This is a genomic window from Corynebacterium riegelii, from assembly GCF_001263755.1.
Lineage (GTDB): Bacteria > Actinomycetota > Actinomycetes > Mycobacteriales > Mycobacteriaceae > Corynebacterium > Corynebacterium riegelii.
Genome location: NZ_CP012342.1, coordinates 501,383 through 515,365, shown reverse-complemented (window position 1 = coordinate 515,365; position 13,983 = coordinate 501,383). Strand labels below are relative to the sequence as shown.

14 protein-coding genes and 2 pseudogenes are annotated in these 13,983 nt (G+C 55.8%); 8 read left to right on the top strand and 8 right to left on the bottom strand.

Annotation, left to right across the window (positions count from 1 at the left end; all coding sequences use genetic code 11):
- The first annotated feature begins 1 nt into the window (after position 1).
- The 6 genes and pseudogenes from AK829_RS02450 to AK829_RS02420 all read left to right on the top strand — a co-directional run bounded on the left by AK829_RS02450 (position 2) and on the right by AK829_RS02420 (position 5,367).
- Positions 2–889 carry a glutamate ABC transporter substrate-binding protein gene (locus AK829_RS02450; RefSeq protein WP_052203945.1) on the top strand — a complete coding sequence of 296 codons (888 nt, stop codon included), beginning with the start codon at positions 2–4 and terminating at the stop codon, positions 887–889.
- Positions 890–935: 46 nt separating this feature from the next.
- Positions 936–1,622 carry an amino acid ABC transporter permease gene (locus AK829_RS02445; protein WP_052203943.1) on the top strand — a complete coding sequence of 229 codons (687 nt, stop codon included), beginning with the start codon at positions 936–938 and terminating at the stop codon, positions 1,620–1,622.
- Positions 1,623–2,579, top strand: coding sequence for an amino acid ABC transporter permease (locus tag AK829_RS02440; protein ID WP_052203941.1), 957 nt, complete (start codon positions 1,623–1,625; stop codon positions 2,577–2,579). It begins immediately after the preceding gene.
- Between the two features lie 436 nt (positions 2,580–3,015).
- Positions 3,016–4,268 (top strand): IS3 family transposase gene (locus AK829_RS02430; RefSeq protein WP_157045280.1). Its coding sequence is split into 2 segments (ribosomal slippage): positions 3,016–3,298 and positions 3,298–4,268, totalling 1,254 coding nucleotides; the frame shifts between segments, so codons are not numbered across the junction.
- 31 nt (positions 4,269–4,299) lie between these two features.
- Positions 4,300–4,737, top strand: a pseudogene (locus tag AK829_RS02425) (integrase core domain-containing protein); the annotation flags it as partial.
- A gap of 69 nt (positions 4,738–4,806) precedes the next feature.
- Complete coding sequence (locus tag AK829_RS02420) at positions 4,807–5,367, top strand: hypothetical protein (protein WP_052203933.1); 561 nt, start codon at positions 4,807–4,809, stop codon at positions 5,365–5,367.
- A 257-nt stretch (positions 5,368–5,624) separates the two neighbouring features.
- Here the strand turns inward: AK829_RS02420 and AK829_RS02415 are convergent, their stop codons facing one another.
- The 6 genes and pseudogenes from AK829_RS02415 to AK829_RS02395 all read right to left on the bottom strand — a co-directional run bounded on the left by AK829_RS02415 (position 5,625) and on the right by AK829_RS02395 (position 11,085).
- Positions 5,625–6,206 carry an NADPH-dependent FMN reductase gene (locus AK829_RS02415; RefSeq protein ID WP_022862715.1) on the bottom strand — a complete coding sequence of 194 codons (582 nt, stop codon included), beginning with the start codon at positions 6,204–6,206 and terminating at the stop codon, positions 5,625–5,627.
- Positions 6,207–6,246: 40 nt separating this feature from the next.
- Positions 6,247–6,516, bottom strand: a complete 270-nt coding sequence (locus tag AK829_RS12390; RefSeq protein ID WP_034666257.1) for a hypothetical protein — start codon at positions 6,514–6,516, stop codon at positions 6,247–6,249.
- Positions 6,500–7,525, bottom strand: coding sequence for a class 1b ribonucleoside-diphosphate reductase subunit beta (nrdF, locus tag AK829_RS02410; protein ID WP_034666259.1), 1,026 nt, complete (start codon positions 7,523–7,525; stop codon positions 6,500–6,502). The genes AK829_RS12390 and nrdF overlap by 17 nt, the downstream gene beginning before the upstream one ends.
- A 51-nt stretch (positions 7,526–7,576) precedes the next feature.
- Positions 7,577–9,771, bottom strand: a pseudogene (gene nrdE / locus AK829_RS02405) (class 1b ribonucleoside-diphosphate reductase subunit alpha).
- Positions 9,772–9,838: 67 nt separating this feature from the next.
- Entirely contained in the window at positions 9,839–10,258 is a 420-nt protein-coding gene (gene nrdI / locus AK829_RS02400) for a class Ib ribonucleoside-diphosphate reductase assembly flavoprotein NrdI (RefSeq protein WP_033399510.1), read from the bottom strand.
- 146 nt (positions 10,259–10,404) lie between these two features.
- Positions 10,405–11,085, bottom strand: a complete 681-nt coding sequence (locus AK829_RS02395; protein ID WP_022862719.1) for a metal-dependent transcriptional regulator — start codon at positions 11,083–11,085, stop codon at positions 10,405–10,407.
- Positions 11,086–11,378: 293 nt separating this feature from the next.
- On the opposite strand from AK829_RS02395, the gene AK829_RS02390 reads away from it, so the two are divergent.
- Together AK829_RS02390 and AK829_RS02385 are read left to right on the top strand one after the other, a co-directional pair.
- Positions 11,379–11,687 carry a transposase gene (locus AK829_RS02390; RefSeq protein ID WP_232305769.1) on the top strand — a complete coding sequence of 103 codons (309 nt, stop codon included), beginning with the start codon at positions 11,379–11,381 and terminating at the stop codon, positions 11,685–11,687.
- Positions 11,688–11,722: 35 nt separating this feature from the next.
- On the top strand, positions 11,723–12,205 hold the full coding sequence (locus AK829_RS02385; protein ID WP_198147780.1) for an IS3 family transposase: 483 nt from the start codon (positions 11,723–11,725) through the stop codon (positions 12,203–12,205).
- Here AK829_RS02385 and recX read toward each other — a convergent pair.
- Positions 12,176–12,769, bottom strand: coding sequence for a recombination regulator RecX (gene recX, locus AK829_RS02380; RefSeq protein ID WP_157045279.1), 594 nt, complete (start codon positions 12,767–12,769; stop codon positions 12,176–12,178). The two genes, AK829_RS02385 and recX, sit on opposite strands and share 30 nt — an antisense overlap.
- Complete coding sequence (gene recA / locus AK829_RS02375; protein WP_052203927.1) at positions 12,759–13,871, bottom strand: recombinase RecA; 1,113 nt, start codon at positions 13,869–13,871, stop codon at positions 12,759–12,761. Before recA ends, recX begins: the two co-directional genes overlap by 11 nt.
- Positions 13,872–13,983 lie beyond the last annotated feature (112 nt).

Here is a 13,983-nt window from a genome sequence, read left to right as displayed (position 1 = left end):
GATGAACCGTGCATTCCGCGTATTGGCAGCTACCACTGCCGCTGCATTGAGCCTGTCCCTCGCCGCCTGCGGTGGTTCTGACAGCTCCGATTCCGCCGACGGTGCTGGCGGCAGCCTGCTGGCCAACATTGAGGCTGGCAAGGTCACCCTGGGCACCAAGTTTGACCAGCCGGGTCTTGGCCTGCGTGAGCCTGACGGCTCCATGACCGGCCTGGACGTTGACGTTGCTACTTACGTGGTCAACTCCATTGCTAAGGACAACGGTTGGGCTGAGCCGGAGATCACCTGGCGCGAGACCCCGTCCGCACAGCGTGAGACCCTCATCTCCAACGGCGAGGTGGACATGATCACCGCCACCTACTCCATCAACAAGTCCCGCGCTGAGAGCGTGAACTTCGGCGGCCCGTACCTGCTGACCCACCAGGCTCTCCTGATCCAGGATGCCAACACCGACATCAACGGCCTGGATGACCTTGACGGCAAGATCCTGTGCTCCGTGAGCGGTTCCACCCCAGCTCAGAAGGTTAAGGACGCTCTCCCGGGCGTTCAGCTGCAGGAGTATGACACCTACTCCTCCTGTGTTGAGGCTCTGCGCCAGGGCAACGTTGACGCTCTGACCACCGACGCAACCATTCTCGGCGGTTACGCAGCACAGTCCCCGGGCACCTTCAAGCTCGTTGAGCTGGAGAAGGACGGCGAGCCGTTCACCAACGAGTACTACGGCATCGGCCTGAAGAAGGACGACGCTGCAGGCACCGAGGCAATCAACAAGGCGCTGCAGGCAATGTACGACGACGGTTCCTTTGACAAGTTCGTTGACGAAAACATTGACGGCGGCACCGGCGTTACCAAGGAAACCCCTGGTGACCTCTCCTTCCTGGAGAAGTAAAACGCCACCTTTCACCCGCATCGTTAGTCTTTAGGGAGAACAAGCAATGGATGCACTCTGGGCAGATCTTTTGCCCAAACTTTGGCCAGCTTTCTGGACCACGATCAAGCTGACGGTGTACTCCGCCATCGGGTCGCTGGTACTCGGAACCCTGTTGACGGCGATGCGGGTCTCCCCCGTTGGGATTTTGCGCTCCCTGTCTGCGTTCTATATCAACACGGTGCGTAACACCCCGCTGACGCTGGTTATCCTCTTCTGCTCCTTTGGTCTCTACCAGAACCTGGGCCTCCAGTTGGCTAGCCGCGATTCCAGCACCTTCTTGGCTGACCAAAACTTCCGCCTGGCAGTACTGGGCTTTATTCTCTACACCTCGTGCTTTGTTGCAGAGTCCTTGCGAAGTGGCATTAACACCGTCCACTTCGGCCAAGCTGAGGCAGCTCGCTCCTTGGGGTTGAGCTTTGGACAGACTTTTTCCACCATTATTTTCCCGCAAGCATGGCGTGCAGCACTCGTACCACTGGGCAACACGCTCATCGCGTTGACAAAGAACACCACTATTGCTTCCGCAATCGGCGTAGCCGAGGCATCGCTGCTGATGAAGTCCACCATTGAGTTCCACGCCAATGAGCTGTTTGTCATCTTCGGTGTGTTCGCAATTGGATTCATCATCCTGACCCTGCCCACTGGCCTGATCATTGGCCGCGCAGCTGAGAAAATGGCGGTGAAGAAGTAAATGGCTACCTCTAACGCAGTACGCGCAACAGTTCTTTATGACGCGCCAGGCCCGAAGGCCATCCAGCGCAACCGTATTTACACCGTTATCACCATTGCCCTCATGGCACTTGCGTTGTGGTGGGTGCTTTCCACGCTGGGTGAAAAGGGCCAGTTGGACGCAGCCAAGTGGCGCCCATTCCTCGACGGCAACACGTGGAAGACCTACATCCTCCCCGGTCTTTGGGGCACGGTTAAAGCCGCTGTAACAAGCATCATCTTCGCCATTGTTTTTGGCGTGGTCTTCGGCCTTGGACGGCTGAGCGAAAACCGCCTCGTGCGTGGCTTCTGCGCTGTGATTGTGGAGTTCTTCCGCGCTATCCCAGTGCTGCTTCTGATGATCTTCGCCTACCAGCTCTTCGCGCTGTACAAAATGGTGCCGCCAAGCGGCCTTGCGTTCTGGGCGGTGGTAGTTGCGCTGACTCTCTACAACGGATCTGTCATTGCAGAAATCCTGCGCGCTGGCATCAATTCGTTGCCCAAGGGTCAGACTGAGGCATCCCGTGCACTTGGTATGTCGCACTGGCAGACCATGTGGACCATCCTTTTGCCACAGTCAGTGGCTGCAATGCTGCCGGCGCTGATCGCTCAGATGGTGATTGCACTGAAGGATACCGCGCTTGGTTACCAGATTGGCTACGTTGAGGTTGTTCGCTCCGGCATCCAATCTGCGTCTGCGAACCAGAACTTCCTGGCTTCCCTGTTTGTTGTTGGCGTGATCATGATCCTGATCAACTTCGCGCTTACCGCCCTGGCGGAGCGTGTGGAGCGCCAGCTGCGCGCAGGCCGTGCACGCCGCAACATCTTTGCCAAGGTGCCCGAGGCTGCCGGCGCAGGTGTCGGCTTAGACACCAAGGACACAGTCAACGTGGACTGGAAGGCACCGGGCTACAAGCAGATCGAGAACCCGGACGAGTAGCTTCTCGACGAACAAGCTCCCGTGATGCGCGCATCAGTCGAAAGACTCGATGCGCGCTTTTAGTTTGACTTGGTGCACAGTTTGTGCGGTGAAGATCACTCTTGTCGTTGTACCCTGTGGGTTTTACCTGACTTAGGCCATGGGTGGGTGAGCAACATTGTTGCGCGGGGCTATCTAGTAACACCGTGGTGACTATCCAGTAACGCAATGGTGAGTATCGAGTAACACTTTGGGGGAGGATTTTTCTGACCGTGTGACAAAAGGGCATGCGGCTTATCAGAGGAGTCCGATCGTGACTGATTATCGGGCCGTGATGGATCTAGTTTTGCAAGGCTGGTCTGTCCGCCAAATCTGTTCGACTGTGCGATGTTCACACACCACAGTCTAAACCGGCCTGGGTTGGTGAGAGGGCATGATGTAACACAGGAGGAACAACATGGCTATCAGCCCTTACGACCAGGAGACCCGCCAGCGGGCGGTGCGCCTGTATTTCGAGGAGCTCGCTGACGGCGCTTCATCCAAGGCAGCCGCACTACGCGCTGTCGAAGCTGTCATCGGCATCAAAACATCGACTATCCGCAACTGGGTACGCACAGAAGAGAAAAAGGCAGACGCCGCCGTCGAGCAATCCGATGCCGAGAAAGACGCGGAACTTATCACCCTGCGCAAGGAAAATGCCCGGCTCAAAGAAGCCAACGAGATCCTGAAACTGGCCTCAGCTTTTTTCGCCCAGGCGGAGCTCGACCGCAAACTAAAGTGATCGTGGACTTCCTCCGCACTCACCGGCACCTGTATTCCATCGAGCGGATGTGCCGCGTGCTCAATGAGCATGAATACGCTATTTCACCAGCAACGTTCTACCGCTTCCAGGCCCGTGGTTTCGGGCCCACCCCTGCCGAGCTGGACGAGGCTTACACCGCGCACCGGCTCTTTGAGCTGTGGCGGGCCAATCGGCGGGTCTACGGGCGACGAAAACTATGGAAAGCCGCCCACCGAGCAGGCTGGAACATCGGCCGTGACCAGGTGCAACGCCTCATGAATATCCTTGGAATCGCGGGTGTACTCCGACGCAAGACCACACGCACCACCGTTGCTGATCCCTCCGCCGAGCGTTTCCCGGATCGTATTCAACGGGCCTGGTCGCAGGCTCAGCGCCCCGATCAGTGGTGGGTCGCGGATTTCACGTATGTGCACACCAGCTGCGGTTTCAGCTACGTGGCTTCTGTCACCGACGTATTCACCCGTGAGATCCTGGCGTATGTCGTGGACACCCGAGCCACGACATCTTTGGTCATCCGTGCGCTGCGACAGGCACTGGCACTACGCCAGCGCCAGGACCCGTACTTTGAGTCGGCCGGGGTGATCCATCACTCGGATGCGGGCTCACAGTACACCTCCACAGATCTCCGCCGACTGCTGGCCGTCCACCAAATGGAAGGGTCCATCGGCACCGTCGGCGACGCCTACGACAACGGTCTGATGGAGTCAACGATCGGACTGTACAAGTCAGAACTCATTGATTTCGAAGCAGAGACGTGGACGAACTGGAGTGAGGTGGAACGCGCCACAGCCGGATGGGTCCACTGGTATAATCACGAGCGGTTGCATTCCTCGCTCGGGCATATCCCGCCGATCGAGCACTACACCAACTACCAACGAGAAAACCACGCAGGCCTTCACGCCGCGTAACACGCCACTCTCAAAAAGTCAGGCCGATTCAGGTCATTCCCGCCGAGTGCTGGGCTGGGCTATGGATAGTGTGCAAGATACTTCCCTGGTCGAACGGGCCCTGCGGATGGCGTATACGCTACGCGGTGAGGTTCCTGATGGCCTGGTGTTTCACGCTGACCGTGGGGCACAGTTTACGAGCGAGCAGCTCTGGGACGTCTGCCGCGGCCTGGGCATTGCCCAGTCCGTCGGGCGTACCGGGGTGTGCTTTGATAACGCGATGGCCGAGTCGTTCTGGTCGACGCTGAAGACCGAATTTTACGACCGGCAACGCTGGCCTACCCGTGATGCTGCACGCGCGGGTGTCGCCCGCTGGATTGAAGTGGTCTACAACCGCCGCCGGCGCCACTCCGCCCTCGGTATGGTCAGCCCCGTCGACTTCGAGCACCAGATCACCCAGACCACCAACGAAGAAGAAACAGCTGCCTAACCATGAGGTAGCTCCACTACGTGTCCACCATTTGCGGGCAACCCCACACAGAAGGATGCTGAACAGGAGTTGGGTCTTGCCGAGGCACAGGCGGAAGAGTTGCTGGACCGTGCCAAGGAGGTTGAGAGCGCCGCCGAAGCCAAGCTCAAGCGTGTAGAGCAGGAAGCTGAACAGCTCCGCAGCGAAGCACGCGAAAAGGCCGAGCAAGAAGCCGAGCAGATCCGCAGTGACGCACGCAAAGAAGCTGAGCAGACGCTGGGTCTCGCTGAAGCTCAGGCAGATGAGCTGCTTGACTTTGCCGAAGAATTCGGCAGTGAAGAACATGATGAGGCCACACGTGACGCTGCAGTAACGCGCGAGGAAGCAGAGCAGGAAGCGAAGATCATCATCGAGGAAGCAACGCAGTCGTTGCAGGAGTTTTCGCATGTTGATCAGGACTTTTTGCGGGTCGAGATTGACAGCAACCCAGAGATGAAGCAACGGTACCGCGAGATCGTCATCGACCGTACTCAGGAGGAAAGCGCTGCAGTACTGCGTCGCGCGCTGGAACGCATCGCTAAGCGCCGCCAGCAGGAGCAACAGCGCGACCACGACGGTGACAAGGAGTCCCCCGACGGCGGCAAGCCGTAGATGGGGGTCTCCCCTGCCCTGTATGGCCCTGTAGCGGCCTAACAGGATGTCGCCAGGGTCAGTGTCCAGCGACAGCGCTAAAACCGCTCTAATTCAGCGAAAATCGAAGAATTAGAGCGGTGTTTTTTGAAGCGTCCTGGGTTCAGATTCAGGTAACTCAAGGATGAGTGTGAATCCGGGGTTTGTGTCTTTGAGAAGGCCCTTTAGAAGCCTTCAAGTACTTCGTAGAGGGCGGTGGCTAGGGTTAGTCGCCGTCGCTAGCTGTGCTTGGCTGTTAATGTCATGTCGACCAACTGCAGGAAGCGTATAACGTAGTCTTTGACAAAGCCTGCGGTGCCTTCATTGAGATGGCCGGAGTCTTCGAAGAGGGTGGGGGATTGGCCAAGGAATACCTCGGGCTGACCAGGAAGCGGCATATCGAAGTAGGACAGGGCGAGCCGGAGGTTCTTCTGTGAACTGTAGCCGCCCATGCGGCCTACAGAGTGACTGATGATACCTGCGGGAAGGTTCTTCCAAGCCACATCCGAGTTGGGCTTGGAACCGATGTCCACTGCATTCTTGAGACAGGCAGGGATAGTACGGTTATTTTCCGGGGTAACAAAGAGGACGCCGCTCGAGTTCTTGATGGTGTCGCGGAAAGTGGTGTACTCAGCTGGAATGGGCTTGTCCGTGACCGAGGGGTCATCGTAGTCGAAGTCATAGAGCGGCAAGTCACGGATTTCAACGATGTCTGCCTGGTAGTTTTCAGGGATCATTGTGAGCACTTCGTGTGCAATCTTGCGCGCAAATGAGCCGCGGCGAAGGCTGCCGACGATAACACTAATGCGTGGGGTGGTCATAGGAAGTCCTTTCTTCTTAGTTGGGCGTAGGTACGTGCGATCAAGGGAGAAAAGGCTTGCAGCCAAAGGCAGGCGGTGGCCCGGCGGCGTGGGCGGCAGTAAGAAAGTTATCCACTTTGTCTTCTTCATGGCGGAAGTACAGTTCGATGAGTCCTAACAGTCCCCCGAGGACGGCCTCCCGTGCGGCGGACGTATCCAAAAGCCGCATGGCTGCTGGTTGGTTTCCTTCGCGGATGGCTTCAAACAGCGCGATGGTCTCAAGCCAGCTTCCTTGGTCTGGTCGTGGAAACGGTTTAGAAATCCCAGTCATCATCACTCGTTTCTTCAGCGGTGCCAATGACATAGGAGGAACCGGAGCCGGAGAAGAAGTCATGGTTTTCATCTGCTCCAGGTGCTAGGGCAGCGAGGATTTCCGGGTTCACTTCCGTTTCTTCAGGTGGGAAGTAGTCCGGGTAGCCCAAATTCATGAGCGCCTTATTGGCGTTATAGCGAACGAATACAGCTACATCATCCATGAGCCCCAACGGCTCATATAGCTCGCCGGAATAATCCAGCTCTAGGGCATAAAGCTCTTCGAGCAAGGAAATAGTGAAATCATGCATCTCCTGTTGCCGTTGTGGAGCAGACGTTTCCAGTCCGCGCTGGTACTTGTAGCCTGAGTAGTAACCGTGCACTGCCTTGTCACGCAGAATGAGGCGAATCATGTCTGCCGTATTTGTCAGGGTGGCGTGGACGGAAAAATGCAGGGGAAGATAGAAACCCGCGTAGAGAAGCAGCGAGGAAAGCAGCGTCGATGACACTTTGCGCTTGAGTGGATCGGGTCCAAAATAATGAGTGAGCACTTTTTTGGCGCGTGCCTGGAGAAGGTCATTATTCACCGCCCAGCGGTATGCCTCATCAATTTCTTTCGTACTGCTCAAAGTAGAAAACACTGAAGAGTAAGAACGGGCATGGACTGATTGCATGAAGGCGATGTTGGTATACACGGCCTCCTCGTGCTCGGTGCGGGCATCTTGGATCTGACAGATTTCGCCCACAGTGGCCTGGACGGTGTCCAGGGTGGTGAGTCCCGTGAACACCCGCATGGTGAGGTTGCGTTCCTCCGGTGTCATCCTCTGCCACGCCGGGAGATCGTTTGAAAGTGGAACCTTTTCTGGCAACCAAAAGTTGGCGGTGAGGCGGTTCCACACTTCAAGATCCTTCTCATCGCTCACCCGATTCCAATTGATGGCGCGGATGCGGGCTGAAGGGTCATGCCGGTAACTTGGCGGCGTAACTGAGATGCTGGTTAGCTCAGCAGTGTTTGATGTTGAAGACATAGCTTCTTTCTTTCTTGATGGATGGTTGTGAATGAAGGAAGGACCGTGTTCCTACAGAGCACAGGAAACGCAGCCTTCGACCTCGGTTCCCTGGAGTGCAGGTTGGCGTAAACGGATGTAGTACAAGGTCTTGATTCCGGCTTTCCAGGCATAGATTTGTGCCTTGTTGATGTCCCGCGTAGTGGTGTCAGCGGTGAAGAACAAAGTCAGGGAAAGCCCTTGGTCCACGTGTTGGGTGGCCATAGCGTAGGTGTCGATGATTTTTTTGTACCCCACGGTGTAGGAGTCATCGAAATACTCCAAGTTGTCGTTGGTCATTTCCGGTGCGGGGTAGTACACGCGCCCCAAGCGGCCTTCCTTGCGTATTTCAATCTTGGAGGCAATCGGGTGTATGGACGCGGTGGAGTCATTGATGTAGGAAATTGATCCAGTGGGTGGAACTGCCTGCAAGTAGGCGTTGTAGATGCCGTCTTGCATCACTTGGTTCTTGAGCCGTAGCCAATCCTCGCGTTGAGGAATCTGCACGCCAGCCTCATGGAATAGCTGTTTTACGTGGTCAGTGGCCGGCGCCCAGTCTTGGTCGATGTACTTGTCGAAGTAGACGCCAGTGGCATAGGTGGATTCTTCAAAGCCAGTGAATCGTTGACCTTTCTCAACCGCTAGCGCATGGGATGCACGGAGCGCATGATAGGTCACGGTCAGGAAATAGATATTTGTAAAGTCCAGTGCTTCGGCGCAGCCATAAGGAATACGCTTGGAAGCCAGGAAACCGTGGAGATTCATTTGGCCCAACCCGATGGCATGCATGGATGCATTACCGTGAGCGATGGAAGGAACAGCTTCGATATTTGTTAGGTCTGAGACCTTCGTGAGAGCGCGCACCGCGGTTTCAACAGTTTCCCCAAAGTCCGGTGATTCAAAAGCTTTAGCGATGTTGAGCGACCCTAGATTGCAGGAAATGTCCTGGCCAACGGTGGTGTAGTTACCTGAGGCGCCGTAGGTGGATGGCGTGTTGACCTGGAGGATCTCACTACACAGATTGGACATATTGATATGTCCTTTGAGGGGATTAGCGCGGTTGACCGTATCCTCAAAGAGTATGTAGGGGTATCCAGATTCAAACTGAAGCTCAGCCAGCGTGGTGAAAAACTCGCGGGCCTTGATAGTCGTATGAGAAATTCGCGGATTGGAAACCAGCTCGTCGTAATACTCGGTGATGACATGTCAGACATGGCTACGCCGTACTCGCGAGCGATGTCATACGGGCTAAAAAGATGCATATCCTTGTTCTCTTTGGCCAGCTGGAAGGTTATATCTGGAATAACAACTCCCAGCGAAAGAGTCTTAATGCGGACTTTCTCATCGGCATTTTCCCGCTTGGTATCCAGGAAACGAAGAATATCTGGATGGTGCGCATGTAGGTAGACGGCTCCAGCGCCCTGTCGAGCGCCCAATTGGTTGGCATAGCTGAAGCTATCTTCCAGAATTTTCATGACTGGGACTACGCCGGAAGCTTGGTTCTCAATCTTTTTGATTGGGGCTCCGGATTCGCGCAGATTGCTCAGTAACAAGGCCACACCACCGCCGCGTTTTGAAAGCTGCAGTGCAGAGTTCACGCTGCGGCCAATGCTTTCCAAATTGTCTTCGATGCGAAGGAGGAAGCAGGAGACCATTTCGCCACGCTGGGCTTTTCCTGCGTTGAGAAAAGTAGGGGTGGCGGGCTGGAAGCGTCCGGTCATGATGTCATCCACCAGCTTCTCCGCAAGCTCTTCATCGCCCTGTGCAAGGTACAAAGCTGTGGTGGCGACGCGTTCTTCGTAGCCTTCCAGAAATCGCGAGCCATCAAAGGTTTTCAGTGCGTATGAAGTAAAGAACTTAAATGCGCCGAGGAAAGTGCGGAACTGATGCTTGGCTCGGTGGGCTCTGTCGTACATAGTGCACAGAAAATCGTCATCATAAAGCTCAAGGAATTCCCGCTCGTAGTATTCGTTATCAACCAACCACTCCAAGCGCTGCTTGGTGGATTCAAACTGATGCATGCGGGGAGTGACATGGTGCGCTAAAAAGTCTTGTGTTGCCTCAATGTCCTTGTCGAACTGGATTCTTCCCGAATCGTCGAATAGGTTCAGCTGCGCGTTGAGTGCATGGTAGCTCTTGCGCTTACCGACACCGCCGGCATCGTCTGCTGAAGCGGTGCGGGGCGTAGGGCCAATGGGCTGTGTGGGGGTGGCCTTAAGTGGCGGCATTGTGGTTTCCAATCTGTGTGTTGCGGATGTGGTCTTCATTTTGTGGGAAATCAATGGGGTGTAATTGTTAGTTGCTTTGCTGCTCCCAAAACTTGTGAAGGCCCTGCTTTACAGCGGCAACGTCCTTCTGCGTGCCGAGTAGCTCGAAGTGATACAGCTCTGGAACGTGGCACTTAGCGGAAATGATGCGGCCGGCGACGCAGTAAGCGCTTCCGAAGTTGGTATTGCCTGAGGTAATCACGCCCCGGATAAAGGAACGGTTGATTGGGTCATTGAGGAAGTCGATGACCTGTTTGGGGACTGCGCGTTTGAGCGAGCCACCGCCGTAGGTTGGAACGATGAGTACGTACGGGTGTGAAACCTGGATCATTCCGGTTTTCTTGGGCCGCAGTGGAATGCGCACTGCGGGTCTATCTAAGCGTTCGACGAATCTTTTTGTGTTTTCAGAAACGCTAGAAAAGTACACCAAATCTGGTGAGTCTGACATGACAATCCTGCTCATCCTGGCCTTAGCCATAAGTGGGATAGGTGATGATCGAAAAGATTAACTACGTACTACCGTAGTTGCAAACTACGCCGCACCGTAGTTTTTGAAAGGGCAGGTAGGGACAGGATTAATGAGAAAGGGAAAGACTACAGGCTGTGGTGTGCTACAAACACTGCGTCCGTAGCTGGGCGCCCAAGTACTACCCACTGAGTACTGTCGGCTACCTGTACTTCGAGCGATTCTGAAAAGGGCGTTCCTTCGCGCGTGGTAAGAACAGCCCCAATGACGATGCCTTGCTCTTTGAGGAAGGCCAGCAGTTGTGGGTCGGAATCAGAAATGCGTTCCACGGTCACCTGCGGTTGTGCGCCGCTGTCGGTGAGACGGTGCGCACTGGGGATAGTGACCTGTCCATCAACCGTAGGGATAGGGTCGCCGTGTGGATCCCTAGTGGGGTAATTGAGGAACTTATCCACGCGCTCTATGAGCATGTCAGACACCGCGTGTTCAAGATTTTCGGCTTCATCATGGACCTCGTCCCACGTATAATCCAATGCTTGAACCAAAAAAGACTCAAGCAATCGGTGGCGGCGCACCATGACCAATGCGTACTGCCTGCCAAGTTCGGTTAACTCCACAGAGCCATAGGGCGTGTGTGACACGAGCCCTTGCTTCGACATTTTGCGCACTGCATCGGAGACCGAGGAGAGCTTGAGTCCCAGCTGTTTCGCTATCAGTGTGGCGGTAACGGGCTCGGATGACCATTCCTTTAGCCCCCAGATAGCTTTCAAATAGTTCTGGGTACTGGTGGACAGCTCAGAAACAGACATGAGTAAATGTTAACCCAGCTTCCGTATGCGCCTTAGGCGCTGTGCCCCAACGCTCATAGCGAACAGAGGCCAAGTTTGAGAGGAATGCCGGTAAGGTGAGGCCAGTTAAAGCATTCTTCACTTGAAGGAGAACCACTAATGTCTGAGAAGATTTCAATGAACTTGAAGTGCGCCAGCGTAGTGCGTAATGGAATGGCTAGTACACAGTGCAGTAAAACAGCGCATGAGGTTACCCTCGTTTAGTGGACACCCAACTTGTACGGATGTTGTGTCCGTAGGAGAGGATGTTCATTGTGAGTCAACAACGCAAGAAGTACACGCCGGAGTACCGGCGTGAAGCCGCGAATCTCGTGATTGAGTCGCAGCGCCCGACCGCTCATGTGGCCCGAGAGATCGGTGTCGCCCCGGGACTTTTGGGCAAATGGGTCAAAAATGAGCGGGAGCGCCGAGGCGCTGCCGATGGGATGAGCGCGGCGGATCTTCGGGCCGAGAATGCGCGCTTGCGCCGAGAGCTGGCAGAAGCTCGGATGGACAACGAGTTTTTGTCAAAAGCGACAGCCTTCTTCTCCGCGAAGCAACGCGAACAGAAAAGTTCGAACTAATGCGGCGAGAGAAGGCAAACTACAGCATCAAACGTATGGCACGCTTGTTGAAGGTGTCACGGTCCGGCTACTACAAATGGTCCCATAACCAGCAGCAACGACTCCTAGGTAACGATGATCGGGCAGCGTTTTATGACGATGTTGACTGCAAGATCCGCCAGATTTGGGCTGACTCTGATCAGGTCTACGGCGCACCGCGCATTACCGCAGAACTGGCTGAGCGCTACGGCATTGCGCTCAATCGGAAGACTGTGGCCAAGCGGATGCGCCTGATGGGGATTGAGGGGATTTCACCGCGTGCCTTCGTCCCGGTGACCACGATTCAGTCCAAGCGTAAGTCCACGCTTGGACTGAGCCGGGTTCTCCGCCGCGCGGAAAACAACGCCCGGAATTCCTGCCTTTGCCTCACAGCTAATCTGTGCCACTCCAGGTTTAAGCCAAGACTGGAGCAGCAACACTGTTCAGCAACACCCCGCACCAAGCGCGCATCAGTCGAAAGATTCGATGCGCGCTTCTAATTCACTGCGCGCCACCCGCATGGTCAGCTCGGAGGAATAACCGCGGCGCGCGAGCATCCCAACGACACGCCGCAAGGCTTTGTCATACTCCGCCCTATCAGCCGGCGGCTGTTTGACCTCTCGCACCTTCTTCTGCGCCAAAGCGCGTGCCTGACGTTCCTCGTCCTCGGCACTGATCTGTTCTAATGCTTCTGCACGCACATGCGCTGCGACGCCCTTTTCACGCAGCTCCAAATCAAGGGCCCGGGAAGACTTTCCTCGCGTTGCCGCGCGCTGGCGCACCCACTCGGAGGCAAACCGTGCGTCGTCTAAAAGCAAGTTCTGCTCAAGCGAATCCAGTACCTCATCAACAAGCTCAGGCGCAAACTCCAGCTTGAGCAAACGTTCACGCAGCTCATGGCGTGAACGCTGCCGCTGATCCAGCAGTCCGAGGGCACGCTTGCGAATCGGCGCAAGCGCGTCTTCTTTGCAAGAGTCAAAGAGCTGCCCGCCCTCAAAGTGCTCAAGGGCCTGCTGCAGTTTCGCTACCTTGCTGGCAACATCGCGCTCCTGGCTATGCGTCATCGTCCTCATCGTCGAAGTCAACGTTTGGCACCATGTCAATCGCGTCGTCCGTCAGCGCGTCATCCTCGTCCGTTTTACCCGCGTACTTGCCAACGCCCAAAGCCTTGAAAATCTTGTCCTCAATCTCATCGGCCAAGTCAGGGTTGTCCTTGAGGAACTGGCGGACCTTCTCCTTACCCTGGCCCAGCTGCTCACCTTCGTAGGTAAACCAAGAGCCGGACTTCTTCACAATGCCGTTGTCCACGCCCATGTCAATGATGGAGCTTTCGCGCGAAATGCCCTCGCCGTACATGATGTCGAACTCCGCGATCTTAAACGGCGGGGACACCTTGTTCTTGACCACCTTGAGCTTGGTGCGGTTACCAATGGAATCCTGGCCGTCCTTCAGCGTCTGGATTCGGCGCACGTCACAGCGCACGGATGCGTAGAACTTCAGTGCCTTACCGCCCGTTGTGGTCTCCGGGGAGCCAAACATCACGCCAATCTTTTCACGCAGCTGGTTGATAAAGATGGCGGTAGTGCCGGAGTTGTACAGCGCACCGGTCATCTTGCGCAGTGCCTGAGACATCAGGCGGGCCTGCAGACCAACGTGGCTATCACCCATCTCGCCTTCAATTTCCGCCTTCGGCGTCAGCGCCGCCACGGAGTCAATCACGATGATGTCAATAGCGCCGGAGCGCACCAGCATGTCTGCAATTTCCAAAGCCTGTTCACCGGTATCGGGCTGGGAGACCAGCAGATTATCTGTATCCACGCCCAGCTTTGCCGCATAGTCCGGGTCAAGCGCGTGCTCCGCATCGATGAACGCCGCGATACCGCCTGCCTTTTGAGCCTGTGCGATGGCGTGCAGTGCCACCGTCGTCTTACCGGAAGACTCCGGGCCGTAGATCTCTACTACGCGCCCGCGTGGCCAGCCGCCAATGCCCAGTGCAACGTCGATGGCAGTGTTGCCCGAGGAGATGGACTGAATCGGCGGGCGCTTTTCCTCGCCCAGGCGCATGATGGCGCCCTTGCCAAAGTCCTTCTCAATCATTGCCATTGCCGCATCAAGTGCGTTCTGGCGGTCATTGCCCGCAGCAGCGGTCTTCTTCTTTGCAGCCATGTTTTCTCCTTAGGATTTTTAATGCTTATAGGTATTAGACGTTGGCTACCAGTGGTTCGGTTCCCTCGCAGCCAAAATTCATCCTAATTTTCTTCAGCACACACGAAGCACC

Bases quoted from the DNA above. Each gene is read 5' to 3' on its own strand.
- AK829_RS02415 (WP_022862715.1), bottom strand. From the start codon at position 6,206: ATGACCACCCCACGCATTAGTGTTATCGTCGGCAGCCTTCGCCGCGGC.
- AK829_RS12390 (WP_034666257.1), bottom strand. From the start codon at position 6,516: ATGACTGGGATTTCTAAACCGTTTCCACGACCAGACCAAGGAAGCTGG.
- AK829_RS02395 (WP_022862719.1), bottom strand. From the start codon at position 11,085: ATGTCTGTTTCTGAGCTGTCCACCAGTACCCAGAACTATTTGAAAGCT.
- AK829_RS02445 (WP_052203943.1), top strand. From the start codon at position 936: ATGGATGCACTCTGGGCAGATCTTTTGCCCAAACTTTGGCCAGCTTTC.
- AK829_RS02440 (WP_052203941.1), top strand. From the start codon at position 1,623: ATGGCTACCTCTAACGCAGTACGCGCAACAGTTCTTTATGACGCGCCA.
- recX (WP_157045279.1), bottom strand. From the start codon at position 12,769: ATGACGCATAGCCAGGAGCGCGATGTTGCCAGCAAGGTAGCGAAACTG.
- AK829_RS02450 (WP_052203945.1), top strand. From the start codon at position 2: ATGAACCGTGCATTCCGCGTATTGGCAGCTACCACTGCCGCTGCATTG.
- nrdI (WP_033399510.1), bottom strand. From the start codon at position 10,258: ATGTCAGACTCACCAGATTTGGTGTACTTTTCTAGCGTTTCTGAAAAC.
- recA (WP_052203927.1), bottom strand. From the start codon at position 13,871: ATGGCTGCAAAGAAGAAGACCGCTGCTGCGGGCAATGACCGCCAGAAC.
- AK829_RS02385 (WP_198147780.1), top strand. From the start codon at position 11,723: ATGGCACGCTTGTTGAAGGTGTCACGGTCCGGCTACTACAAATGGTCC.
- nrdF (WP_034666259.1), bottom strand. From the start codon at position 7,525: ATGTCTTCAACATCAAACACTGCTGAGCTAACCAGCATCTCAGTTACG.